Source organism: Leptotrichia sp. oral taxon 218, from assembly GCF_018128225.1.
Taxonomy (GTDB): Bacteria; Fusobacteriota; Fusobacteriia; order Fusobacteriales; family Leptotrichiaceae; genus Leptotrichia.
The window spans coordinates 2,050,446-2,075,782 of sequence record NZ_CP072377.1 but is presented as its reverse complement, the minus strand read 5'-3'; the positions used below and the strand labels follow the sequence as shown (position 1 = coordinate 2,075,782).

Annotated in this window: 21 protein-coding genes and 3 tRNA genes; 10 read left to right on the top strand and 14 right to left on the bottom strand. The window is 29.2% G+C overall.

Translation table 11 applies throughout. The features are described 5' to 3' along the window. Positions 1-10 precede the first annotated feature (10 nt). The 4 genes from J5A73_RS09885 to J5A73_RS09870 form a co-directional block, all read right to left on the bottom strand. A complete protein-coding gene (locus J5A73_RS09885; protein ID WP_211615381.1) occupies positions 11-1,066 on the bottom strand; it encodes a glycosyltransferase family 9 protein in 1,056 nt (351 codons plus the stop codon). A gap of 123 nt (positions 1,067-1,189) precedes the next feature. After that, positions 1,190-1,266 (bottom strand) — tRNA-Met (locus J5A73_RS09880). A 6-nt stretch (positions 1,267-1,272) separates the two neighbouring features. After that, a tRNA-Met gene (locus J5A73_RS09875) sits at positions 1,273-1,349 on the bottom strand. 19 nt (positions 1,350-1,368) lie between these two features. Then, a tRNA-Leu gene (locus J5A73_RS09870) sits at positions 1,369-1,456 on the bottom strand. Positions 1,457-1,770: 314 nt separating this feature from the next. Between J5A73_RS09870 and J5A73_RS09865 the strand changes: the two genes are divergently transcribed. Beyond that, on the top strand, positions 1,771-2,868 hold the full coding sequence (locus J5A73_RS09865; RefSeq protein ID WP_211615379.1) for an RNA-guided endonuclease TnpB family protein: 1,098 nt from the start codon (positions 1,771-1,773) through the stop codon (positions 2,866-2,868). Between the two features lie 95 nt (positions 2,869-2,963). Here the strand turns inward: J5A73_RS09865 and pdxT are convergent, their stop codons facing one another. The 10 genes from pdxT to dnaA all read right to left on the bottom strand — a co-directional run bounded on the left by pdxT (position 2,964) and on the right by dnaA (position 15,071). Further along, positions 2,964-3,560 (bottom strand): pyridoxal 5'-phosphate synthase glutaminase subunit PdxT, encoded by a 597-nt coding sequence (gene pdxT / locus J5A73_RS09860; RefSeq protein ID WP_211615377.1) that lies wholly within the window; start codon positions 3,558-3,560, stop codon positions 2,964-2,966. Next, complete coding sequence (pdxS, locus tag J5A73_RS09855; protein WP_094079532.1) at positions 3,560-4,435, bottom strand: pyridoxal 5'-phosphate synthase lyase subunit PdxS; 876 nt, start codon at positions 4,433-4,435, stop codon at positions 3,560-3,562. The genes pdxT and pdxS overlap by 1 nt, the downstream gene beginning before the upstream one ends. A 273-nt stretch (positions 4,436-4,708) precedes the next feature. Beyond that, entirely contained in the window at positions 4,709-6,568 is a 1,860-nt protein-coding gene (gene mnmG / locus J5A73_RS09850; protein ID WP_211615375.1) for a tRNA uridine-5-carboxymethylaminomethyl(34) synthesis enzyme MnmG, read from the bottom strand. Positions 6,569-6,619: 51 nt separating this feature from the next. After that, positions 6,620-7,429 (bottom strand): lipopolysaccharide kinase InaA family protein, encoded by an 810-nt coding sequence (locus J5A73_RS09845; protein WP_211615373.1) that lies wholly within the window; start codon positions 7,427-7,429, stop codon positions 6,620-6,622. Positions 7,430-7,483: 54 nt separating this feature from the next. After that, positions 7,484-8,470 (bottom strand): lipopolysaccharide assembly protein LapB, encoded by a 987-nt coding sequence (locus tag J5A73_RS09840; protein ID WP_249069274.1) that lies wholly within the window; start codon positions 8,468-8,470, stop codon positions 7,484-7,486. Positions 8,471-8,599: 129 nt separating this feature from the next. After that, a complete protein-coding gene (locus tag J5A73_RS09835) occupies positions 8,600-9,673 on the bottom strand; it encodes a DUF721 domain-containing protein (protein WP_211615369.1) in 1,074 nt (357 codons plus the stop codon). Between the two features lie 2 nt (positions 9,674-9,675). Next, positions 9,676-10,764 (bottom strand): DNA replication/repair protein RecF, encoded by a 1,089-nt coding sequence (locus J5A73_RS09830; RefSeq protein WP_211615367.1) that lies wholly within the window; start codon positions 10,762-10,764, stop codon positions 9,676-9,678. A gap of 24 nt (positions 10,765-10,788) precedes the next feature. Continuing rightward, entirely contained in the window at positions 10,789-11,010 is a 222-nt protein-coding gene (locus tag J5A73_RS09825; RefSeq protein WP_211617448.1) for an RNA-binding S4 domain-containing protein, read from the bottom strand. Between the two features lie 41 nt (positions 11,011-11,051). Then, entirely contained in the window at positions 11,052-12,299 is a 1,248-nt protein-coding gene (locus J5A73_RS09820; RefSeq protein WP_211615365.1) for an RNA-guided endonuclease TnpB family protein, read from the bottom strand. A gap of 1,398 nt (positions 12,300-13,697) precedes the next feature. Then, complete coding sequence (dnaA, locus tag J5A73_RS09815) at positions 13,698-15,071, bottom strand: chromosomal replication initiator protein DnaA (protein ID WP_211615363.1); 1,374 nt, start codon at positions 15,069-15,071, stop codon at positions 13,698-13,700. Positions 15,072-15,884: 813 nt separating this feature from the next. Here dnaA and rpmH point away from each other — a divergent pair. The 9 genes from rpmH (at position 15,885) to J5A73_RS09770 (ending at position 25,290) form a co-directional block, all read left to right on the top strand. Further along, complete coding sequence (gene rpmH / locus J5A73_RS09810; RefSeq protein ID WP_211615362.1) at positions 15,885-16,022, top strand: 50S ribosomal protein L34; 138 nt, start codon at positions 15,885-15,887, stop codon at positions 16,020-16,022. 89 nt (positions 16,023-16,111) lie between these two features. Then, entirely contained in the window at positions 16,112-16,438 is a 327-nt protein-coding gene (gene rnpA, locus J5A73_RS09805) for a ribonuclease P protein component (protein WP_211615360.1), read from the top strand. After that, positions 16,435-16,647 (top strand): membrane protein insertion efficiency factor YidD, encoded by a 213-nt coding sequence (yidD, locus tag J5A73_RS09800; RefSeq protein ID WP_211615358.1) that lies wholly within the window; start codon positions 16,435-16,437, stop codon positions 16,645-16,647. Before rnpA ends, yidD begins: the two co-directional genes overlap by 4 nt. Positions 16,648-16,700: 53 nt before the next feature. Beyond that, positions 16,701-17,378 carry a YidC/Oxa1 family membrane protein insertase gene (locus tag J5A73_RS09795; RefSeq protein ID WP_211615356.1) on the top strand — a complete coding sequence of 226 codons (678 nt, stop codon included), beginning with the start codon at positions 16,701-16,703 and terminating at the stop codon, positions 17,376-17,378. Then, entirely contained in the window at positions 17,347-18,099 is a 753-nt protein-coding gene (locus tag J5A73_RS09790; RefSeq protein ID WP_211615354.1) for a R3H domain-containing nucleic acid-binding protein, read from the top strand. The genes J5A73_RS09795 and J5A73_RS09790 overlap by 32 nt, the downstream gene beginning before the upstream one ends. 78 nt (positions 18,100-18,177) lie before the next feature. Next, positions 18,178-19,548 (top strand): tRNA uridine-5-carboxymethylaminomethyl(34) synthesis GTPase MnmE, encoded by a 1,371-nt coding sequence (mnmE, locus tag J5A73_RS09785; protein ID WP_211615352.1) that lies wholly within the window; start codon positions 18,178-18,180, stop codon positions 19,546-19,548. 403 nt (positions 19,549-19,951) lie between these two features. Next, a complete protein-coding gene (gyrB, locus tag J5A73_RS09780) occupies positions 19,952-21,934 on the top strand; it encodes a DNA topoisomerase (ATP-hydrolyzing) subunit B (protein ID WP_211615350.1) in 1,983 nt (660 codons plus the stop codon). 38 nt (positions 21,935-21,972) lie between these two features. Then, positions 21,973-24,498, top strand: a complete 2,526-nt coding sequence (gene gyrA / locus J5A73_RS09775) for a DNA gyrase subunit A (RefSeq protein WP_211615348.1) — start codon at positions 21,973-21,975, stop codon at positions 24,496-24,498. Between the two features lie 27 nt (positions 24,499-24,525). Beyond that, positions 24,526-25,290, top strand: a complete 765-nt coding sequence (locus tag J5A73_RS09770) for a GntR family transcriptional regulator (RefSeq protein WP_211615346.1) — start codon at positions 24,526-24,528, stop codon at positions 25,288-25,290. Positions 25,291-25,337: the final 47 nt, after the last annotated feature.

Sequence of the window (25,337 nt, the reverse complement as noted above, 5' to 3'; positions counted from 1 at the left end):
TTTTTTCTCCTTATTTCAAATTATTTTTATTTTTAATAATTTTTTCATATTCAAAAATTATTTTTTTCATTACTTCTTTTACAGATATTCCTGACATGCAGTCTTCGTATTTTTTAGGAAATTTGTCATCTCCATAAAGCGAGTGAGGTTTACAATTTGGATTCTTTATTAAAAAAGTATTTTTCTCAAAAGAAAATAAATTTGGATCTGTTGGTCCAAAAAATACAAAAGTTGGAGTTTTGACAGCACGAGCTATATGAAATGGTCCAGAGTCATTTACAACAGCAATTTTTGCATATTTCAAAATAATTCCGCTTTCTTTAAAAGAAATTTTTCCACATAAATTAATAATTCTCCCATTTTCATCGTCTTGCACAATTTTTTCATCTTCTTTTCCACCAATCACAAAAATTTTTATATTTTTTTGGGAAAAATATTTTAACAAATCTTTCGCTAGTTCATTGTAAAATGGCCATTTTTTCGTAAATTTAGAAGCTCCTGGCGCAAGAACAAAATAATCTTCATTTTTTAAATCATATTTTTCAATCAAATTTTTTTCTACTGAATTTTCCACATAAAATTCCAACGCATCCCCAAGTCCATTTTTTTTATTTTTCCAAGAAAATTCAATTCCCAATTTTTTTAGTGCAGAAAAATAACTTTCCACAATCGTGCAGTCAGCATTATAATCAATAATTTTCGCTTTGACCAAAAGAGTCTTCCACCATTTTCTTTTTTTGTAGCGAAAATATTTAGTTTTAGAATTTTTCAATTTTATTCCGATTATTCTCGACAAAATTTTAGAATGTAAATCAATCACAAAATCATATTTTTCTTTTTTTAATTGAGAAATTATATTTTTTATATATTCTTTATCCTTACTTTTTTTCTTTTCAAAAATCACAAGTTTTCGGATATCTGGATTAAGTGAAATTGCTTGTGAAAAAGCGTCATAGACGGCAAAATCAATTGTGGCATCTGGATATTTTTTTTTAATCGCTCTGATTACAGGAGTCGTCAGCAAAACATCACCAAACGAGCTAAATCTCATTATTAAAATTTTCATAATCATTTTTCCTTTTGTTATTATTTATTTAAATTTTATACATCAAATATTGAATTAAGTCAAGTTTTTTAAACAAAAAAAAAGAAAGCTAATTAACTTCCTACCTTAAATTATTTTTTAAAATGGTGCCTAGAAGAAGATTCGAACTTCCGACCCTACGGGTATGAACCGTATGCTCTAACCAACTGAGCTATCTAGGCATAATTTGGTGGCGGGAGCCGGATTTGAACCAACGACCTTCGGGTTATGAGCCCGACGAGCTACCTGACTGCTCTATCCCGCGACAATCTAATATTTGTTAGTGGTGCCTCGAGCCGGACTTGAACCGGCACGGAATAATATTCCACAGGATTTTAAGTCCTGTGCGTCTACCGATTTCGCCACCAAGGCTAAACAAATTTACAAAAACAATTATACTACATATTTATTCTTATGTCAAGTGTTTTTTTAATATTTTTTTGGTATATATTGTGCATTACATAAATCAAGTGCAACACTAATAATATATAAAAAAATACAATAAATATATATTATTAATTTAACAAAAAGATAGCAAGAAGTCTCCGACTTCTACAAGTGGGAGATGAATTGCTTTTTTTGTAAAAAAATTGAAAAAAGTATACTCTTATGATACAATTTTTGTATAAAATATTGAATAAAAATAATTAAAAATAATATTCAAAATCAAAAGGAGGTGTAATTTCATGAAATATAATTTGGCATTCAAATACAGAATTTATCCAAATAAAGAGCAGGAATTATTGATAAATAAGACTTTTGGATGTGTTCGTTTTGTTTACAATACAATTTTGTATACAGCAAATAAAATTTATGAAGAAACTGGGAAAAATAAAATAATTACACCTGCCAGTTTGAAAAGTGAAAACCAATTTTTGAAAGAAGTAGACAGTCTAGCACTTTCAAATGCTCAATTGAATGTAAAACGATCGTTTACGAATTTTTTTCAGAAGAGAGCGAAGTTTCCAAAGTTTAAATCTAAAAAGAATAATGTTAAAAGTTACACGACAAATTGTGTGAATAATTCGATAAGAATTGAAGAAAACAAATATTTGGTTTTGCCAAAACTGAAAAGAATAAAATTGAAATATCATAGAGAAATACCAAAGAATTATATAATAAAGTCGGTAACATTGACAAACAGCAATGGAAGTTATTATGTTTCGGTTTTGACAGAATTTGAAAAAGAAATTCAAAAAATACCAAGTAATGATAAAGTAATTGGACTTGATTTTTCAATGTCTGAATTATTTGTCAGTTCTGAAAACCAAAGAGCTGATTATCCAAAATATTTTAGGATATTGGAGAAAAAATTGAAAAAATTACAAAAGTCATTGTCAAGAAAAGTGAAATTTTCTAAAAATTGGTATAAACAAAAAGCGAAAATATCAAAATTGCATGAATATATCAAAAATTGTCGAAGAGATTTTTTACATAAATTATCGAAAAAATTGTCCAAAGAACATAATGCTGTGATTGTCGAGGATTTGAATATGAAAGGGATGAGCCAGGCATTAAATTTGGGGAAAAGTGTAGGAGATAATGGATGGGGAATGTTTTTGAAGATGCTTGAGTATAAACTGATGTTTTTAGGAAAGCAATTTTTGAAGATAGATAAGTGGTTTCCATCGTCGAAAACTTGTAGTAAATGTGGAAATGTTAAAGAGAAACTGGAATTATCAGAAAGAAGTTATAAATGTGAGTGCTGTGGAATTGAAATTGATAGAGATTACAATGCGGCATTGAATATAAAAAATATTGGAAAATTGATGTTGAAATATTAGAAAAATATAAAAAAAAACAGGGTAGGAACTACCCGAAGAGCTTGGTAAATATATTTGGCTAACAAAAGCAGATACTTCCCAAGAAGCTCCCGCTTCTAAAAGCGGGAGTAGTTCACTTTGCACATCTCAGCAAAAAACTCATGTACTTTAAGATTATCATTTAACTCAGGATGATACGAAGTCACAAGAATATTATTTTCCTTAGCTGCGACAACATTTCCGTTGACTTCTGAAAGAATTTCCACATTTTTTCCCACACTTGAAATATACGGTGCTCGAATAAATGTCATTGGAATAACTCCAACTCCTTTAAACTCACTTTCGGTAAAAAAACTTCCAAGCTGTCTTCCATAAGCATTTCTTCTAACTTTTATATCCATTGCTCCCAAATAAGTCCGACTGTCATTTTCAATTTCCTTTGCCAAAAGAATTAATCCTGCGCAAGTACCAAATACAGGTAATCCTTCCAAAATAAGCTTTTTTATGTCATCAAATAAATCAAGGTCATAAAGCAGCTTTCCGATAACTGTACTTTCTCCACCTGGAATAATTAACCCGTCAATATCATTATTATTAACAGCATTGCTTAAATCAGATTTTTTTCTTATTTCAAATGATTCTATCCCAAGTTTCTCCAGCATTTTTCTATGTTCTGCAAAAGCTCCCTGTAAAGCCAATACACCGATTTTCATTATTTACCTCTTTCAGCCATAAGTAACTTAATTTCATTTTCATTGATTCCAACCATAGCTTCTCCTAAATCTTCAGAAATTTCGGCTAACACTTTTGGATCATTATAGTTAGTAACAGCTTTAACTATCGCCTGAGCTCTTTTTACAGGATCTCCAGATTTGAATATTCCCGATCCAACGAATACACCTTCAGCTCCAAGCTGCATCATCAAAGCCGCATCTGCAGGAGTAGCAACACCACCTGCTGCAAAATTCACTACTGGCAATTTACCATTTTCGTGAACATATTTTACTAAATCAAAAGGAACTTGCAATTCCTTAGCTGTAAAATAAAGTTCATCTTCTCTCATATTCTGTATTCTTCTTATTTCCTGATTCATCATTCTCATATGTCTTACTGCCTGTACAACATCCCCAGTTCCTGGCTCACCTTTAGTTCTTATCATTGAAGCTCCTTCAGCTATTCTTCTAAGAGCTTCTCCCAAATCTTTTGCTCCACATACAAAAGGAACTTTAAATTTTTTCTTATCTACATGAAATTTATCATCGGCAGGTGACAATACTTCACTTTCATCTATGTAGTCAATTTCTATCGCTTCTAAAATTTGTGCTTCCACAAAATGTCCAATTCTAACTTTTGCCATTACTGGAATTGAAACGACTTCCTGAATACCTTTAATCATTTTAGGGTCACTCATTCTTGAAACTCCACCCACAGCTCTGATATCAGCTGGAATTCTTTCAAGTGCCATAACCGCCGCCGCTCCAGCCGCTTCAGCTATTTTTGCCTGTTCAGGAGTGGAAACATCCATTATAACTCCACCTTTTAACATTTGTGCTAAATTTTTATTCAATTCATATCTTTCGTTTTTCATAAAATTCCATCCTTTCATGATAAAAAAATTTAATATACAATTATTATACTACTATTCAAAAAATTTTACAAATTTATATAATTAATTTACTCACTTTTCATTGACTATTTTAAAAAATTAAGGTATACTTTAATGTAAAAAATAAAAAATTAAATCAAATTCTGGATGTACAAAACTAAAAATTTTGAAAAGCTCTATTTTTCCTATTTTTAGTTTTGTTTTTTTTTATAAATTTATTTAATTTAATAATTTTATTTTTAGATTTTTAGTTATTTAATTTTTTAATACCGCAATCAAAATCGAAATATCGTTATAAGTTACTCCGCTTATTCTACTAGCTTGTCCAATATTTTTAGGATTTCCATAAATTAATCCAGAAATTGCTATATTACTAAGCCCTTTTACATTTTCATAGTCAAAATTTTCTGGAATTTCCATTTCTTCCAACTTTTTAAATTTTTCAATCTGAGCTTTTTCCCTCTCTATAAAAATTTTATATTTCGCATTTATTTCAACTTGCTCTTTCGCCAATTTTGATAAATTTAAAGTTTCACAAAACTCACTTAAATTATCATAATTAATTTCTTTTCTTGCTAAAAAGTCAAATGCCGAAACGGGACTATTCATGCTATTTTCTGTGCCACCTTCAATATTTTTTAATTTTTCGTTATTTTCTTTTGTTGGATAAATTGTAATTTCTTTCAATCTTTTTACTTCCTCGTCAATTTCTTTTACAGCATCTTCCAATTTTTTTGTCGTATTTCTGTCCAAAATCCCGATTTCTTTTGATTTTTCAAGAAGTCTTATAAAAACATTATCCTGTCTTAAAGTAAGCCTATATTCAGCTCTTGACGGCAATACTCGATAAGGTTCCGGCGTTTTTTTATTTATTATATCATCAATTAAAACTCCGATATATCCTTCACTTCTGTCAATCACAATTTCTTCTTTTCCCAAAACTTTTCTAGCTGCATTAACCCCAGCAATAAATCCTTGACACGCCGCTTCTTCATATCCGCTTGTCCCATTAATCGTTCCTGCAGTATAAAGTCCTTCCACGACTTTTGTCTCAAGTGTCAAATTAAGCTGATGAGCTGGAATAAAATTATACTCTACAGCATAGCCATATCGCACAATTTGAGCATTTTCCAAGCCTGTGATTGTATGCAGCATAGCTTCTTGTGCAAACGGTGGCATAGCCGTCGTAAATCCATTTATGTAAATTTCATCCGACTCTATCGATTCCTGTTCCAAAAATATCTGATGATCAGTTTTTTGCGGAAAATTCATAATTTTTCTATCTAGCGAAGGACAATGTCTCGGCCCTTTTGTACTCACAATTCCAGTTACAATCGGCGAATATTTTAACATTTCCTGTCCAACTTTTATTGTTTCTGGCGTTGTAAATGTAAGCCAAGTGGGAAGAATTTCAGCATATTCTTTTTCAGTTTCATAAGAAAAATATCTCGGATTTTTCTCTCCACCCAACTTTTGCATTTTAGAAAAATCTATAGACTTTTTAGCAATTCTAGGAGGTGTTGCTGTCTGGTATCTGTCCAGCTCAAAGCCATATTCTTCCAATCTATTAGGTAAATCGACACTCGCAGGTTCTCCCACTCTTCCCGAAGAATATTTTACATCTCCCATAATATATTCTCCACCTAAAAATGTCCCCGTACAAAGCACAACTGCCTTTGCCCCATACTCAATTCCAAAATTGTCCAAAACTCCGCAAACCTTTTTGTTGCAAACTTTCAAATCCACAACAATAGCTTGAACAACATCCAAATTCTTCTGATTTTCCACAATTTCTCTCATTTTAATTCTATATTTATATTTATCAGCTTGAGCTCTCGTTATTCTGGAAGCAAGTCCTTTTGTATGATTCAAATTTTTAAGCTGCAAATTATACTTGTCAATATGTCTTGCCATCTCACCGCCAAGCATTCCCAATTCCGAAACTAAATGACTTTTTCCAGGCCCTCCAATTGACGGATTACACGACATCATGGCAATGCTGTCCAAATAAATTGTAAATAAGGCTGTTTTCAAACCTTGTCTTGCCGAAGCCAAAGCCGCCTCAACTCCTGCGTGTCCTGCTCCAACTACTATTACATCATAATTTTTACTCATCCTATTTTCCTTTCTTTTTTTTCCTCTCTTTAAAATTACTTTTTCTTTAAATTATTTTTTCTTTTTAAAAGCTCTTCTAACTGGTCTAGTCAAATCCATTATAAACACATAATTTTTATGTTTTTTTATAAATCTATTCAAATTTTTATAAAAAATTTTTTCAGGCAATTTACAACATTTTGCATATTCATTACAAAAAATTTTAGCCAGATTTTCATCTTCCATCATTCTAGAAACATTTTTCATCCGACTTTTAATGTTCATTTTTACATCAAATTTCATTCTGTTCAAATCTACAAGATAAAATTCAAAATTCTCATTTTTTTCCACAATTAACACATTTCCCGGCGAATAATCTTCAAATTGAATCCCTTTTTCATGCAAATCATAAGAAAATTTAGCAAACTGTCTTATAACTTTTTCTCTTTTTTCTTCAATTTTTTTATACCAATACTCTGTTTTAACTTTTTCATAATCTTCCGGCCAAAATATCTCCCGACAAGTAAAGTCATATTTTAAATCTTCACTTATATAGTAATCTCTTTCATCTTTTCCAAACTTATCAAAATAGGCGATTGGCTCTGGCGTCCCTATATTTTTTTCCAAAAGTTTTTTTGCATATTCAAAAGAACGCTTAGCTTTTGAACCTTTTGTGTACTTATAAACAATATTTGAAATAAAATTTGGCTTTTTAAATTTTTTTATATTTATTGTTTTAAAAAAATTTTTTTCATTTACAACAACCCTTTTTATCTCATTTCTCCCTGGCGGAACGACATACTCTCCAATTTTATCAAAATTTTTTAATATTTTCACTAAAAGTTCTTTCTCATAATTTTTATTTATTTTGAAATCATTCATTTTTGTTTGACCTCTTTTTTTATTTTTTTATTATTTTAAATTTATTTTTTTTATTTATTTTATAAGTTTTTCATATTTTCTTTTACTAGCTCTCAATTTTTTCTTTAATTCATTTACAATATTTTTATTTGTTAAAATATTTTTATTATTTTTTATACACTCAAAAGCTTCATCATATTTATGTTCTCTTCCCAAAACAAAAATTAAATTATAATAATGTCTGGAATTTTCTGGCTCAAGTATTATCATTTTATGGCAAACTTTTTCTGCTTTTTCAAATTCTTTTCTTGCAAGATAATATCGTCCCTTCAAATTCAACATTTTTATTCTGGATAAGCCAGAATTTTCATAATTTAAAAATAAAAGCTCAATTTCTTTATATTCCTTCGCTTGAAGCAGTACTTGAAAAAAATCTTCAAATATATAATCTTGCACATCATCACAGCTTATGGCAATATTATAATATTTTATAGCTTCTTTAATATTATTTGAATAAACCATCACATCTCCCATTCGAGCGTAAAGTTTAGCCAAATTTATTCCTTCAAAATTTACAAGACTTTTATATTGTAAAATTGCACTTTCATATTTTTTCATCATCGCTAAAATATCGCCTTTTTGAAAATATGCTTCAACACTTTTTGGCTCTAATTCAATAGCTTTTTCCACATATTCCATAGCCTTTTTAAAATATTTTAAAAATGAATAGCACATTGCCAAGTTCAATTTTACAAAATAATTATTTTCAACTTCCAAAAATTTTTTATAAACAGAAATTGCCTTTTTAAATTTTCCTAGCGCTTGATAAATATATGCTAAAGAAAAAATGGAATCTTTATCTTTAGGATACTTATTATAGCGTTTCTGAGCATATTTTTCTGCTTCTGTATACATCTCAAATCCAGAATACAATTCAACAATTCCAGTCAATGCCATAAAATTGCTTTCATCTATTTCCAAAACTGTTTTTAAATAAAGCATAGCATTGTCATACTCCTTTTTATCTATCATTTTATCCGCTTCCAATAGCAGTTCTTCCACATTCACTTTATATTTCCCTTTCCCTTTCTTTTACTTTTACTTTTGCATTTGCTTTTACTTTTTGCTCTCACTTTTATTTTTGTTTTTGTTTTTATTTAACTGAATTTTTAAATTGTAATTTTAATATTTTCATCTATATCTGTACTTCATTCTAAATTCCACTTCTTTTTTAAGTTTCCACAAAACTTTTTTTCGCTCAATTTTAAAGACTTCTTTGTTGTCACTCCCAATTTTGCAATTGATATAATTTTTTATCATATCTTCCATCTCTTTTTTGGCTTCACTGCGAATTTCAAAACTATACTCTTCATTAGTGCCAATCTCTTTATTTTTTTCAATACAGAAGTACAAAAGTTCATTATAAATTTGCTGTGATAAAATTTCACGAGCCTTATAATATGTTTTTTTGTCCGTCTTTATAATCTTTAGTGCCTGTCTTTCCCCAACAAACGGCTTTTCTTGAATAAGTCGCATCATACTCTCAAAAATTCTATTTTTTATTGTCATTTCGCATTCATAACAAATTTTTTCATCTCTCACAGGTTTAAACAAACCTTCACATCTCTTACATTCAACATATCCAAGTTCTTTTAGACAAATTCTCCGCTTTTCCATCTTTATCAAAATATTTTCCAATTTTTCTAAAAGCTCTTTGTCACAATTTGTATTCTCAACCATAGTTTTATGGATTTCATCAACTGTTTTTTTTGGCAGAATAACTTTGTTTATATCAATTTTTCCTTTTTTAGAAAATTTTTTATAAAAGTTCTTTTTTTTATTATTTCCCCATCTTCTTTTAGTAACTTCGTGTTCTCTCAACATCTGTCCAACTTTTATAGTTCCAAAATTTTCTTCATTTTCAATTAACTCATCTAAAATTTCTCTTTTTATTTTATAATTTATTTTATGAATTTCTAAATCTTCCACGACATTATTACCCAAAAATTTATTAATTCTATCTTTTATTACATTTTTATGCATAAGAAATGTATGATAAACCGTCGAATCAGTCAAATTTACAATCAATTTTTTTTCAAACAGACTTTTTGGCTCAGATCTCTCAAAAATTGGACCACCGACAAATATTTCCCAATTTTTTTTTATTTTTTCCAAAATATATTTTTCATTATTAAAAAAAGAAATTTTTTTCTTATCATATATATATTTAGCTAAATTACCTAATTTATTGACTTTATCTTCCATTTTTATTCCCCCGCTTCAGTTTTTCCACCGTCAACAATAAATTGTTTCCCAAAAATTTTTAAATCTTGTGTCGAAGTTATAAAACACTGAATTTTTTTATTTTTAAAATAATCCAAAATGCTATTTTTTCTAATTTCATCAAAATACGAAGAAATATCATCCATGACAAAAATTGGATATTCATTTTTTTCCGCCATCAAAATATCAATCTCAGAAATTTTTAGTGAAAATATTATTGATTTTTTTTCTCCTTGAGAAGAATAAGATTTCGCATTTTTTCCATTTAACTCAAAGACAAAGTCATCTTTTTGCGGTCCTAGCAAACTGTAACCCAAAAAATTTTCCCGTTCCATTTTTTTTAAACATTGCTCTTTAAATTTTTCCACTAATTCGGATCTGCTTTTTTTTTCTACAATTCCCAAAAAACAATCATATTTTAACTTTAACTTCGCTTTTTTATCAAAAAGTTTCTGATAATTAAAATTTAGCAAGTCCGATATTTTCTTTATAAATTCCCTTCTGTGAATAATAATATTCACACCTTCTTCAATAAATTTTTTGTTGTAAATCTTATAAATTTCTTCATAAGTTTTTTTTTCTTTTATAAGTTTATTTCTAACTTTCAATATTTTTTCAAAACTTACGATTGATTTCAAATAATCTTTTCTTGCCTGGGAAATTTCATAATTAAAAAAACCTCTTCTAATATTGGGATTTCCCATAATTATTTCAATATCTTCTGGAATAAAAGAAATTACATTTAAATTTCCAATATAATCTATATATTTACTTTTTCTTTTATTTATATAATAATCTTTTTTTTCCTCGTTGACATCAATTGCAATAATTTTATTTCCGTTCTTTGTCTCAAATTTTCCAAAGACAATTGCTCTATGAAAATTATATTTTTTCATTTCTTTAACTTTTTTTGTCCTAAAACTTTTTCCTGTCGCAAGAAAATAAATGGCTTCAATAAGTGAAGTCTTGCCTTGTCCATTTTTTCCATAAATCAAGTTAAAATCCTTACTAAACACCAATTTATCATCTTCTAGGCAACGAAAATTATTAAAATTTATTTGACTTAAATACATTATTTTTTTCCCTTTTTTGTTTTTTTAAACTTCTTTTTCCACAACAATTTTTTCTCCATTAAATTCTACAACATCACCTGGATATATTTTTTTCCCCCTTCTAGTTTCGATTTCTCCGTTTACTTTCACATCGCCATTTAAAATAACCATTTTTGCCATAGCTCCTGATTCAACCAAATTTTCCCACTTTAATAATTGATCTAATTTTCTGAACCTCCCACGACTAAAGTCGCAGGGTTCTAAAATCTTTAAAAATATTCAAAAATCTTCTAAGAAGTTTGATAGCTTTACACTACCCTTATTCTTTTAGGTGTGTTCAGCTCACCTCTATTGTATAGGACGCTTAAGTCCACAACTTTACTTTTTCTTAAAATATTTAATGCTCCATTACAATCTGCATTTAATTGATAGCCTTTACTTGTTTGATATAGTCCTCTTTTTATCCTTTTTCCACTGAATATATATTCTTTTTGATTTTCTTTATCATATATTGGAATCTCATCTCCATCAAAGAAACTTGCTTTCGATGTATAACTCTCTTCTTGCAGTTTAAATTCTATTCCATATAGTTTACATAGATATATTAGTTTATCTCTTAATTTCCCATATGGTATATTTACAAAGTTTTGATTATTTATACTTCCTATATTTGAATTTCTTTGAAAATCTTCGTTACATCCTAGAACTAGTTTTCCTATATCATTATTAAGACAATAATTTATTATTATTCTTGCTGCTTTTGAAAGATAATCTTCTATACGATTATTTCTCTTTCTAGCTATTCTCTTTTGCCTTAATGTTGTGCGGGAGGTCTTTTGCTTATCTTTTATGCTTTGCAGCTTTGCATTTGTCTTGTTATAGTATTGATTTATTGATTTTAATTTTCTACCATCTATTATAAATGAAGCTCCAGAATTTGTAACACAAGTACAAAGATTGTTTATACCTAAATCAATTCCTAGTGCATTTTCTTTATTTAATTCCCTTTGAACTTCTTCTACCTCATAAGTATATTGAATTTCAAAGTACCTAGAATGTTGTTTTGGTATTATTCTAATCTCTTTTATCTTCTTGCCTTTTAATACTGGTGGCAGCTTAATTTTAACTTCCTGATGAGTTTTCTTAAACGAATTTGAATAAGGAACTATCAGAATATCATCTTTTAATCTAACAAAACCTATAACAAGAGTTGTAAATCCATCTTTAGCAAGATATTTAGGTAATTTTATTTTCTTATTATCATATTGACCATTTTTAGCAAGTTTTAAAAGTCCAAAAAATGATTTGAAACTTCCGTCTACTTCTTTTAGAATTTGTTGAGCCATATTAGAATTTAATTTTTTATAGTTCTCACTATTTTTAAGCATTTTATAGTTTTCATTATAACTTAAATACTTTTTATTTTGAAAATAGTGTTGTCTAATATTATATATAGCTTCATTAGTTAAATTCTTGGCTATATGAGATAAATATTTTAAATTTCTAAACTCCTTTTTACTAAGATGTTTTACTTGTTGTTTTAATGTTAAATACATATATAATCACCTCCTTTTCATCAGAGATATTATACCATGTATTCTACATTTTATCTGTCAAAAAAGTAATATTTTTATTTATTTTTAAATATTTTTAAAGTTTTTAAAACCCCACAACAGCGGGAAGCGTCGTTCACATAAGTACGCTACTACTTATGCAGTTCTCATGGCATATGTACTCCTTAATAAATTAAGGAGATTAGCCTTGAACTTCTTGTTATCTCTAACAAGCACAGACTATATCTTATCCATATCCTATTTCAAGGACTTAGGCGAAACCACTTCCAATACCAATCGCTTGTATTGTACTCCCCTCACGAGGGATAGTCGTTGAACTTTCCTTTTCAGGCTTAGCTGCTGATTGTCTATTATCATAATGTTTAGGATTTAACCTTGCACCATCTAGTATATTTTTTCTGCTTTCGCTACCTTCACACTTATACCATATTTGAACGAAGGTATTATGTTGTGGTCATACTAGCTTTAAGAGTTCCCAGCAATTCAGTTTCTTTGTTGCACAGTTCTTTCTGTGTCTACATACAAGTTTCCCTATATGCTTACTAAAATTTTCGTGCAATTCATCTCACGACTAGAGTTGCGAGTGTTCTTGCACTATTTAATAAATTCTGTATGTATTTTCATTTTCCTTCTCCTTTTTTTATTTTTTATTTTTTAGTTTTTGATTTTTTATTCTTTATTTTTTAATTTTTGCTATTTATATATTTATACCACAAATTCCTAAAAATTTATACTTTAAGTAAAAAATTTTTGCCAAATTTTTTCAATCATTAATAAAATTAATGTTTAAATTTCAATTGTGGAAAACTCATTTTTATTGTGGAAAACTTTTCCACATAGTTTTCCACATGTTTTCCACAATTCCAATTTATTCCCATTTTTAAAGGGTTTTAACTACCCAAAAAAATTTCTTTTTAAATTTTATTATTTTTTAATATTGTGGAAAACTTATTTATTTTTTTTTATTTTTAACTAAAATTATAATTATTTTCAATTATATTTTAAATTTTTTGAAGTTTTCCACATCCTAAATAAATTTTGTGAGTTTTCCACATTTTCTAAATCCAGTTTTCCACATAGTTTTCCACATTTTTTATTTTTTCCCTTTAAAATAAGGGGTTATTTCATTCTATTAAAAGACATAAATTGTGGAAAACTTTTCTTTTTTCCACAATTTTTTCTAAAAAGTTTTCCACAATTCCAAAAATTTTTTTATTTTTTTTATTTTAAATTAATTTTTATTTAATACTATATAAACTATTTTTTCAATGTGGAAAAAGTTTTCCACATTGTGGAAAACTCTCTAAATTTTCAAAAAGTTTTCCACATAGTTTTCCACATTTTTAAATTTTTTTCCACATTTTAAATAAAAAAAAAACTCTATACTTTAAATATCTTTTTATACAAATTTTCCACTTCTTTTTTAAACACAAGATTTTGCTCCTTTAATTCTTCCACTTTTCTAATGCTGCTTATTACCGTACTGTGATCCTTTCCGCCAAAAAGTCCACCAATAGCGGTTAAACTTAAATCTAACTCAACATTGTGCTTTAATATAAACATTGCAATTTGCCGAGATTCTACTATCTTTTTTTGTCTTTTTTTGGATTTTATATCCTCCACACTTACGCCATAATGCGATGATATCATTTCTATTACCTTTTGAGCTGTCATTTTTGAACGCTCCCTTTTTATATTATGTGATAGCATCTCCTGAACTTGATCTATTGTAATAGGCTCATTTAACAACTTTGCTCTAGCATTCAAATTTGTCAAAATTCCCTCAAGTTCTCTCACATTTGAAACAACTGCATCTGAAATATATTCCAAAATATCATCACCAATTTCTATATCTTGATTTTTCGCAATATTTTTTAAAATCATCATTCTAGTTTCAAAGCCAGGACGCTGAATTTCTACCGTAAGTCCCGATAAAAACCTAGATTCTAACCTTTTAGACAAATTTTTTATTTCTTTTGGAGACTTGTCACTTATCATAATAATCTGCTTTCCCAATTCCTGCAGTTTGTTAAAAGTGTGGAAAAATTCCTCTTCCACTGTGCCTTCTCCACGTCCAAAAACTTTTTCGAAAAATTGAATATCATCTAACAAAAGCACATCCAAATTTCTAAATATATCCCTAAAATTCTGGATTCTTCCACTGTTCAAAACTTTAAAAAATTCATTTGCAAACTCTTCAGATGTGGAATAATATACTCTTTTTCCAGGATTCTTTTCAAGAATTTCATTTCCCACAGCTTGCATAAGATGGGTTTTTCCAAGTCCAGAACTTCCAAAAATAAAAAGTGGATTATAGACAGGTTTGGGATTTTTTACGACAGCAAGGCATGCATTGTATGCAAGTCTGCTATTTTCGCCAACTACAAAGTTATCTAACCTATGTTTTGGATTTAAACCAGTATTTTTCATTTTGTCATTTTTAATTTTAGGTTTTTCCACTTCGTTTGTGGTAAAAATCTTTATTTCTGGCTGTTTTATTTCTTTTTTTTGTTTTTTGACCTCTATTTTTATTTCCATTTTTTCATCAGTTACAAGCTCTAAAATTTCTTCCATTTCAGCTCTATAGTTTTCCACATTTTTTTTGATAACTTTTGAATTACAGGACAAAAGAAGTGTATTATCCACAATTTCCACAGCTTTGACATTTTGAAAAAATGTTTCAAAAATCACTTCTTCCACACTTTTTTTCACTAATTTTTTTAACTTTTCCCACAATTTTTCAGCTTCCTGCACAGTTTCATCTCCCTTTTAATTAAATTATTTCAAATGAATCAATAGCCTTAAAAGTCGCTTTTTTACAGTGTTTTATTAATTTTTATCCAAATTAAAATTTTACTTTTCCACATTAATAAAACAATAATTTTAGAGTTTTCCACAAAAAAATTTTTTTCCACATAGTTTTCCACAATTAGTTTTCCACATTTTTAAAATTTTTTTATTTTTTCACTAAATAAATAAAAAAACCAGAGAGTTTTCCACAATTTTTTTATTTTTTTCTCATTTTTTTCAGATTTGATACATTTTTATATTATGAATATAACATATATAAAATAAATAATCAAGATTTGGCAAAAAGTTTTCCACATAGTTTTCCACAGGCACTAGATACTATATTTATTGAGTTTATAGCTATTTTACCCCAAAATTATCAAGTTTTCCACATAAAAATGAATAGGCTATTTTACTGGATTCCCACAGGTTTTCCACATTTTTTTAGTTTTCCACATCGAATTGTGGAAAACCTGTGGGAAACTTTGTGGAAAAAAAGTTTTCCACAATTTTGGGAAAAGTTTTCCACAGGTTATTCTCTGGCAAACCCGCTATTCATCATTGTTCCCACATTTCCACATTGCATAATAATAATATATATATAATAATATATAATATATTATAATAATAGGTTGTGGAAAACTGTGGAAAACTAAAAAGTTAATAAGTTAGTAAAGGGATTTTACTTGACTTTTGTCTAAATATTGTATATAATACTTGTAAAATACTAGAAGTTATTGAAAAGAAACTAAGTTTAAGAAAGGAAAAAAGTAAAAAATGACAAAAAGAACATATCAACCAAATAAAAGAAAAAGAAAAAAAGATCATGGTTTTAGAAAAAGAATGCAAAATAAAAGTGGAAGAAATGTATTAAAAAGAAGAAGAGCAAAAGGAAGAAGTAAATTATCTGCATAATTTATAACTTTGCAAAAAAGATTAAATTGTAGGGGAATAATTCCCCTGTTTTTTAAATAAAAAATGAATTTAAAAAAAGAAGAAGAAATATGTCTATTAATAAAATAAAAAAAACAAAAGATTTTTCAACAATATATAACAAATCAAAAAAAGTGCATACAAAGTATGCTATTATTTTTATAAAAAAAAATTTAGAAAAAGAACAGAGATTCGGATTTGTAGCAAGTAAAAAAACAGGAAATTCTGTTTATAGAAATAGAATTAGAAGATTGTTTAAAGAATTTGTAAATTTAAATAAAAACAAATTTAGTAAAGAAACGGATTATGTTTTTGTAGGTAAATCAATTTTAAAAGATAATTTAAAAAATATAAAGTATAAAGACATAGAAAAAGACTTAAGTAAGGTGATAAAATGACAAAAAAAATTTTATTGTTTTTAATAAAAATTTATCAAAAAGCTATTTCTCCCATGCTTGGAAGAAGATGCAGATTTTACCCTACTTGTTCAGAATATTCAAGACAAGCAATTATAAAATACGGAGCAACAAAAGGAACTTACTTAAGCATAAAAAGAATATTAAAGTGTCATCCTTTTCACAAAGGTGGCTATGATCCTTTAAAATAGTTAAAAATAGTTAAAAGTTAAAAACTTAATATAAAAAACATGGAGGAAAGTTTATGTTCAAAATACCAGCACTAGTAAACTTTGTTGTATTTGTGCTAAATGCTATTTATAAAATTGTGGGAAACTATGGAATAGCAATAATTATTGTGACAGTACTGATGAGAATAATTGTATTTCCATTGACTTTAAAACAAGAAAAATCAATGAAAAAAATGCGTGAAATACAACCTGAGATGGATAAATTGAAAGAAAAGTATAAAGATAATCCACAAGAATTTCAAAAGAAAACAGCAGAATTATATCGTGAAGCTGGAGTAAATCCACTAGGAGGATGTCTTCCGCTATTAATTCAATTACCAATATTTGTAGCACTATATTATGCATTTATGGGTGAAGCAATACCAAATAATGCAAAATTTTTATGGTTCACATTAAAACAACCTGATAAATTATTTGTGATAGGAACATTTGCATTTAACTTATTGCCAATACTAAATGTAGTTATTACATTTATTCAGCAAAAAATGATGGCAACACCTGGACAAGATAATCAACAGATGCAGACAATGATGTATATGATGCCAATTATGATGTTATTTATATTTTATAGAATGCCATCAGGAGTAACTTTATATTATTTAGTTTCAGGAGCACTAGCACTGTTACAACAATATATTATTTTAAAAGGGAGAAGTGATGATGGAGAAAATAATACTAAAGTCACAAAATGAAGAAGAACTTAAAGAGATGATAGAGCGTTCTCTAACTTTAAAGGAAGATGAAACTTATCGTGTAAAAATATTAAAGTATCCCAAAAAAATCCTTTTTGTCAACATAAAAGGGGAATATGAAGTTGAAATTATAAAAAAAGCGGAAATAAAAAAATCAGAATCTGAAGATTTTCCTAAAAAAGAAAAAAAACAAATACAAGAAAATTTGGGAAATAATTCGAGAGAGAAAAAAGCAGTTTTAAAATCAAATTTTACTAAAAAAAATGCATCAGATGCAACTACTGATAAAATTAGAGGATTTTTTAAAGAATTTATAGTTAATACAAAATTAGATATAAAAATTGTGGCTATAAAAAAAGAAAATAATGATAAATACTTAGTCTTATTGGATGGAAAAGATATGAGATACATTATTGGAGAAAAAGGAAATACGCTTAATAACTTTGAATATCTGCTAAGTGCGATAAAAAAATTTAAAAATATAAAAATTGTGGTAGATTCAAATAATTATAAGGAAAAGCGAGAAATTTCACTTAGAGAACTTGCTAGAAAAAAAGGAAAAATAGTACTTTCGACAGGAAATGCCGTAAAACTAAATCCAATGTCAGCAAGAGAGAGAAAAATAATTCACGAGGAAATTTCTTTTATGAATGGACTTAAAACAGAGAGCATAGGGGAAGAACCAAAAAGATATTTAGTTATAAAAAAAATTGATAATTAAATAAAAAAATTAATAAAAATATTAGTGAAAATATTAAAAATAAAAATAAATAAATGATTTAAAAAAAGAGGTAAAGAAATGTTATGGGATGACACAATAGCAGCAATTTCAACACCAAAAGGTGAAGGAGGAATTGCAATAGTAAGAATATCCGGCGATAAATCATTTGAAATTTTGGAAAAAATATTTAAAAGACAAAACCCAAACAGTGATTTGGGTTTTTCTAAATTAAATTACGGATTTATCAAAGATGGAGAAAAAATGGTGGACGAAGTGATGGTAGTAAGATTAAAAGCGCCAAAAACTTACACCTGTGAAGATATTGTGGAAATAAATTGTCATGGAGGAGTAGTTGTTTCACAAAAAATATTGGAGCTAGTTTTGAAACATGGAGCAAGACATGCGGAAAAAGGGGAATTTACCAAAAGAGCTTTTATGAACGGGAGAATTGACTTATCTCAGGCTGAAGCGGTAATGGACATCATTCATGGAAAAACTGAAAAAAGCGTGTCTTTATCATTGGATCAGCTAAGAGGAGATTTGCGGGATAAAGTAAATAGTTTTAAAAAGGCACTTTTGGATATTACAGCACATGTGAATGTGGTGCTTGACTATCCCGAAGAAGGGATTGATGATCCGCTTCCAAAAGATTTGAGAGATAATCTTGAAAATGTGTATGAAGAAGCAAATAGACTTATTGAGTCGTATGACAAAGGGAAAAAAATAAAAGAGGGGATAAAGACGGTCATTGTTGGAAAACCGAATGTGGGGAAATCGACTTTGCTAAATTCACTTTTGAGGGAAGAGAGAGCGATTGTGACGCATGTGGCAGGGACGACAAGAGATGTAATTGAAGAAGTTATAAACATAAAAGGAATTCCTTTGGTGCTTGTGGATACAGCTGGAATTAGACAGACTGACGATATTGTGGAAAATATTGGGGTTACAAAATCAAAAGAGTTTATAGAAAAAGCGGATTTAGTTTTACTTGTGCTAGATGCTTCAAAAGAATTGGAAAAAGAAGACAGAGAAGTGATTGAAAAAATTAAAGAAAATGGTAAAAAGGCGATAGTTTTGTTAAATAAAATTGATTTGGAAAAAAAAATTGATTTAAAAGAATTTGATTTGGAAAATGTTGTGGAAATTTCGGCAAAGGATAATATTGGAATTGAAGATATGGAAGAAAAGATTTATTCTTATATTATTTCTGAAAAAGTTGAAGATTCTTCGGAAAAACTTGTAATTACAAATATAAGACATAAAACAGCGCTTGAAAAGACAAAAGAGGCAATAAAAAATATTTTTGAGACAATAGATGCTGGACTTCCTATGGATTTGATTTCGGTTGATTTGAAAGAAGCGCTTGATAGCCTTTCAGAAATTACTGGAGAAATTTCATCTGAAGATATTTTAGACCATGTATTTGGAAATTTTTGCGTGGGAAAATAAAAAATAGAGAGAAATAGAATTTTAAAAGTAATTTAAAAATTTAGCTCAAAATGGAATGTAGATTTTGCAAATAGAAAAGTTTGGGAAAAGTGCACTAAGGAAATTAAAACAAAAATGTAGTATAATATATATAAATAATTTTAAAATTTATATAAAAAATTTTAACAAAAAGTGAACAAGAAGTCTCCAACTTCTACTAAGTGGGAGATGAATAGCATTTTTGATTGACATATTACACTAAATACATCAGGGTAGGAACTACCCGAAGAGCTTGGTAAATATATTTGGCTAATAAAAGCAGATACTTCCCAAGAAGCTCCCGCTTCTAATAAGCGGTAGTAGTTCACTTAAAAGATTTATTTTATAAAAATATAAGAGAAGATAAAGAGAGGGATTATAAAAAATGGCTAATAATTACGGAGCTGAAAGTATTACGGTATTGGAGGGGCTGGAAGCTGTAAGGAAAAGACCTGGAATGTATATAGGTTCAACATCATCAAAAGGGCTGCATCACTTGGTGTGGGAAATTGTTGATAATAGTGTTGATGAAGCACTTGCGGGAGTTTGTGATAAAATTACTGTGAAAATACTTGAGGGAAATGTTATTGAAGTAACGGATAACGGGCGTGGAATTCCAGTTGCAATGCATAAAACAGGAAAATCAACGCTTGAAGTAGTTATGACTGTGCTTCACGCTGGAGGAAAATTTGACAATGACAACTACAAAGTGTCAGGAGGACTGCATGGAGTGGGAATTTCAGTTGTCAATGCCTTATCTGAATGGGTGGAAGCGACTGTAACAAGAGATGGGCAAATTGTAAGACAAAGATTTGAAAGAGGAGTGCCGGTTTCAGCTCCAGAAAAAATTGGAGATGCACCTCTTGATGCGCATGGAACAGTCATCAGATTTAAAGCAGATGATGAAATTTTTGAGACGACAGTTTATGATTATTCTGTTCTTGAATCGAGATTAAAAGAGTTGTCATATTTAAATAAAGGGCTTAAGATAAAATTAATTGACGAGAGAAAAAAAGATGACATAAGAGAAGAGGAATTTCATTTTGAGGGCGGAATAAAAGATTTTTTGAACGAGATAACTGACAATGAAAAAATTGTAGATGATGTCATTTATATGGCGGATTCGTTTGAAACTCAACCTGCTAAAGAAGTGGAAGCTGTGGACGAAAATGGAAATGTTTACATAAAAAAAGTTGGGGCAAAAATAGTTGAAGTGGAAATTGCAATGAATTATACAACTGCTCAAAGAGAAATTGTCTATTCATTTGTAAATAATATAAATACTCATGAAGGTGGGACTCATGTCAGCGGATTTAGAACGGCGCTTACTAGAACGATTAACGATATAGCTAAACAGATGAATTTGATAAAGGAAAAAAGTGGCACATTTCAAGGGACAGATGTCAGAGAAGGGCTTGTCTGTATAATAAGCGTAAAAATTCCTGAACCGCAATTTGAAGGGCAGACAAAAACTAAACTTGGAAATAGTGAAGTTACTGGAATTGTTTCGAATATCGTTGGAAATAACTTGAAATTTTATTTGGAAGACCATCCGAAAGCAGCTGAAAAAATAATAGAAAAAATGGCTGTGTCAAAAAAAGCAAGAGAAGCGGCTAAAAAAGCAAGAGAACTTGTATTAAGAAAAAATAACTTAGAAGTGGGTTCACTTCCTGGAAAATTGGCTGACTGCTCTTCAAAAGATCCGGCTGAGTCAGAAATATTCATAGTCGAAGGAAATTCTGCGGGAGGCTCAGCAAAACAAGGAAGAGATAGAAGATTTCAGGCGATTTTACCGCTTCGTGGAAAAATATTGAATGTGGAAAAAGCTAGTGTTCACCGTACGCTTGAAAATGCGGAAATAAGGGATATGATAACTGCATTTGGTGCGGGATTTGGCGACGATATGAATCTTGAAAAATTGAGATACCACAAGATTGTAATAATGACGGATGCCGATGTTGATGGAGCTCATATAAGAACATTGATGCTGACATTCTTTTACAGACATCTAAGAGAGTTGATAAATGAAGGGTATATTTATATAGCGCAACCACCTTTATACAAAATACAGGCTGGAAAATCGATTAGATATGCTTATTCAGATGAACAGTTAAAAAAAGTTACAAAAGTGCTTGAAAATGATGGGAAAAAATATACGATTCAGCGATACAAAGGGTTGGGAGAAATGAATCCTGAGCAATTGTGGGAAACAACTCTTGATCCAGAAGTTAGAACACTTTTAAAAGTGACAATGGAAGATGCATCTTATGCTGATAAAATGTTTAATATCTTGATGGGCGATAAAGTTGAGCCAAGACGAAGATTTATTGAAGAAAATGCAAGTTATGTTAAAAACTTGGATATTTAATTTACAAAATTTTTTAGGAAAAAGAAATGAGGTAAGAAATGTCTGACGATTTCAGAGATGACAAAGAAAAAAAAGATGAAGTAGAAAAAAATGAAGTTTCAAAAACGACGGATTTATCAAATGAGCAAAATGTTTATATCGAAGAAGAAATAAGAGCTGCATATTTAGACTATTCGATGAGTGTCATTGTGAGCCGTGCTTTACCTGATGTAAGAGATGGACTAAAACCTGTTCACAGAAGAATACTTTTTGCGATGAATGAAATGGGAATGACTCATAAGACACCATTTAGAAAATCTGCAAGAATTGTCGGAGATGTACTTGGGAAATATCATCCGCACGGAGATTCTTCGGTTTACGGGGCTATGGTCAGAATGGCGCAAGATTTTAACATGAGATATGAGTTAATTGAAGGGCATGGAAACTTTGGTTCAATTGACGGTGATGAAGCGGCTGCCATGAGATATACTGAAGCTAGAATGGACAAAATTACAGAAGAATTACTGGCTGATATAAATAAAGATACGATTGATTATAGAAAAAACTTTGATGAAAGTCTGGATGAACCCGCTGTATTACCTGCAAAATTGCCAAATTTACTTTTAAACGGAGCAAATGGAATAGCAGTTGGAATGGCTACGAATATACCGCCACATAATTTAGGAGAAGTTGTGGACGGAATTGTTGCACTGATTGACAATCCAGAAATATCGATTGACGAATTAATTAGTTACATAAAAGGTCCAGATTTTCCAACAGGTGGAATAATTAATGGGAAACAGGGAATTTATGACGCTTATAAAACTGGACGAGGAAAATTAAGAGTTGCAGGGCGTGTGGATGTGGAAACATCTAAAACTGGAAGACAGTCAATTATTGTGACAGAATTGCCGTATCAAGTTAATAAAGCAAGACTTATCGAAAGAATTGCGGATTTGGTAAAACAGAAAAAAATAACAGGAATTTCAGATTTGCGGGATGAAACTGACAGAGATGGAATAAGAATTGTAATTGAGCTTAAAAAAGGTGAAGAAAGTGAGCTTATATTGAACAATCTTTACAAATTTACTGATCTGCAAAATACTTTTGGTGTAATAATGTTAGCATTAGTTGACAATGCGCCAAAAATTCTAAATTTGAAACAAATTTTGGAAAAATATTTGGAGCATAGATTTGAAGTAATTACAAGAAGAGTTAAATTTGAACTAAATAAAGCTAAAAATAGAGCTCATATTTTAGAAGGATTTAAAATTGCGCTTGACAACATTGAAGAAGTCATAAAAATTATTCGAGCGGCAAAAGATGCTAATGTTGCAAAAATAGATTTAATAAATGCTTTTTCATTTTCAGAAGTACAAGCAAAATCAATTCTTGACATGAGACTGCAAAGGCTAACTGGACTTGAAAGAGATAAAATTAATGAAGAATATGATGAAATTATGAAATTGATTGCAGAATTAACGGCAATTTTAGAAGATGACAGAAAAGTATTTGAGATAATTAGGGAAGAAGTGCTTAAATTAAAAGAAGATTTTGGTGACGAGAGAAGAACAGAAATAAGAGATGCTAGAGCTGAAATTAGCAGAGAAGATTTGATCAAAGATGAAAAAGTAGTTGTGACGCTTACTGAAAAAGGTTATGTAAAAAGAATGGCAATTGATACATATCGTTCACAAAAAAGAGGTGGCGTTGGAGTAAGTGCCACAAATACTGTGGAAGACGATGTGATAAAAGACATGTATATTGCTAAAAACCTTGATACATTTCTTATTTTTACAACAAAAGGAAAAGTGTTTAGCATAAAAGTTTACGAAATTCCTGAAACTGGAAAACAAGCTCGTGGAAAACTTATTGGAAATATTATAAATTTGGATAGTGACGAAAAAGTTAGCACAATAATAAAAGTTCGTGAATTTGAAAAAAATAAAAATTTATTTTTTGTGACGCGAAAAGGAGTTGTTAAAAAATCTGAATTAACATTGTTTAATAATATTATGAAAGCTGGAAAACGGGCAATTAAATTAAATGATGAAGATGAAGTTATGTTTGTTGGGCTTACTAGCGGAAGCGGTAAAGATGAAATTTTTGTGGCAACTAGAAATGGTATTGCGATAAGATTTTCAGAAAAAAATGTGAGAAGTATGGGAACTATAGCTGCTGGAGTGAAAGGAATAACTCTTCGAGATAAAGATAAAATCATTGGAGCGGCAATCATTAATTCGGAAATAGACGATACTAAAATTAAAATTCTTACAATTACTGAAGAGGGATATGGAAAATGTACTAAATTGTCAGAATACAGATTGACTTCTCGTGGTGGAAAAGGAATTTTAAATGCTAAATTAAATGAAAAGACTGGACAGATAATAGATGTCAAAGTAGTTGGAAAAGATGATGAAATCATGCTTATAACTTCTGAAGGTACACTTATTAGAACTAGAGTTGACAGTATTTCTACATTTGGACGTTATTCATCGGGAGTTAAAATTATGAAAGTGAGAAATAGTGAAAAAATAGTTTCGACAGTAAAAATAACAGAAACATCTGAATTTGAAAAAAAATAAAAAATTTGATATTGGGAAGTGATTGAAATGTTATCTAAAAAAATTTTATTTTTAATTACAGCAGAAAATGAAATTAAAGCATTGACACAATTTGGGAAAAAGTTTAAAGAAAAGTATGATGTGCAAATGGATGTAATTTATGTAAAAGATGTTTTAAAATACGAAGTTTTTCCTGTAGCAGTCGAAGGAATTGGCGTAAATGTGGGAATGAATTATTTTGTCAGAGAATACAAGGAACAGGAAGAAAAAGTTTTTCAAAAAATAAAAAGTCAAATAGATGATTCTTTTGACAAAGTTTATGCAAAAGAAGGGGAAACTGATGAAATTGCGTTAGAAGAACTAAAAAAATACGATGCGCTTGTTTTGGTAAAAAATGAAAAAGTTAGTCCAGTTTTAAAAGAACTTTTGAGAAGTAACTACAAACCGCTAATTATTTTGCCAAATGTGGAAGAATTTGAAATGGAAAATATACTTTTGCTGGATGATGGCGCTTATAATGCGAACAAGACATTATTTACATTTTTATATATGTTTGGAGAACAAAAAGTAAATGTTCTTCGGGTAAACAGCGACCTTGAAAAAGAAGAAGACGGACTTGCTCAGAGATTTGGAGAAAATTATAATTTGATTTATAAAAAAGGTGAAACTTTTAAAACACTTTTGAAAGAAACGGAAAATTATGATTTTATATTGATGGGAGACTTGAGATATACCATTATGGTGGAAAAAATCACAGGAAAATTGGGAATCAGACTTCTTGAAAATGTAAAAAAACCAATATTTATAGTATAACAATTTCAAACTATATCCAAAAAATTAAATAAAAAAATTGTTTATTT

Coding starts and splice junctions, on each gene's coding strand:
- J5A73_RS09885 (WP_211615381.1), bottom strand. CDS start 1,066: ATGAAAATTTTAATAATGAGATTTAGCTCGTTTGGTGATGTTTTGCTG.
- J5A73_RS09865 (WP_211615379.1), top strand. CDS start 1,771: ATGAAATATAATTTGGCATTCAAATACAGAATTTATCCAAATAAAGAG.
- pdxT (WP_211615377.1), bottom strand. CDS start 3,560: ATGAAAATCGGTGTATTGGCTTTACAGGGAGCTTTTGCAGAACATAGA.
- pdxS (WP_094079532.1), bottom strand. CDS start 4,435: ATGAAAAACGAAAGATATGAATTGAATAAAAATTTAGCACAAATGTTA.
- mnmG (WP_211615375.1), bottom strand. CDS start 6,568: ATGAGTAAAAATTATGATGTAATAGTAGTTGGAGCAGGACACGCAGGA.
- J5A73_RS09845 (WP_211615373.1), bottom strand. CDS start 7,429: ATGAATGATTTCAAAATAAATAAAAATTATGAGAAAGAACTTTTAGTG.
- J5A73_RS09835 (WP_211615369.1), bottom strand. CDS start 9,673: ATGGAAGATAAAGTCAATAAATTAGGTAATTTAGCTAAATATATATAT.
- J5A73_RS09830 (WP_211615367.1), bottom strand. CDS start 10,764: ATGTATTTAAGTCAAATAAATTTTAATAATTTTCGTTGCCTAGAAGAT.
- J5A73_RS09820 (WP_211615365.1), bottom strand. CDS start 12,299: ATGTATTTAACATTAAAACAACAAGTAAAACATCTTAGTAAAAAGGAG.
- rpmH (WP_211615362.1), top strand. CDS start 15,885: ATGACAAAAAGAACATATCAACCAAATAAAAGAAAAAGAAAAAAAGAT.
- rnpA (WP_211615360.1), top strand. CDS start 16,112: ATGTCTATTAATAAAATAAAAAAAACAAAAGATTTTTCAACAATATAT.
- yidD (WP_211615358.1), top strand. CDS start 16,435: ATGACAAAAAAAATTTTATTGTTTTTAATAAAAATTTATCAAAAAGCT.
- J5A73_RS09795 (WP_211615356.1), top strand. CDS start 16,701: ATGTTCAAAATACCAGCACTAGTAAACTTTGTTGTATTTGTGCTAAAT.
- J5A73_RS09790 (WP_211615354.1), top strand. CDS start 17,347: ATGGAGAAAATAATACTAAAGTCACAAAATGAAGAAGAACTTAAAGAG.
- mnmE (WP_211615352.1), top strand. CDS start 18,178: ATGTTATGGGATGACACAATAGCAGCAATTTCAACACCAAAAGGTGAA.
- gyrB (WP_211615350.1), top strand. CDS start 19,952: ATGGCTAATAATTACGGAGCTGAAAGTATTACGGTATTGGAGGGGCTG.
- gyrA (WP_211615348.1), top strand. CDS start 21,973: ATGTCTGACGATTTCAGAGATGACAAAGAAAAAAAAGATGAAGTAGAA.
- J5A73_RS09770 (WP_211615346.1), top strand. CDS start 24,526: ATGTTATCTAAAAAAATTTTATTTTTAATTACAGCAGAAAATGAAATT.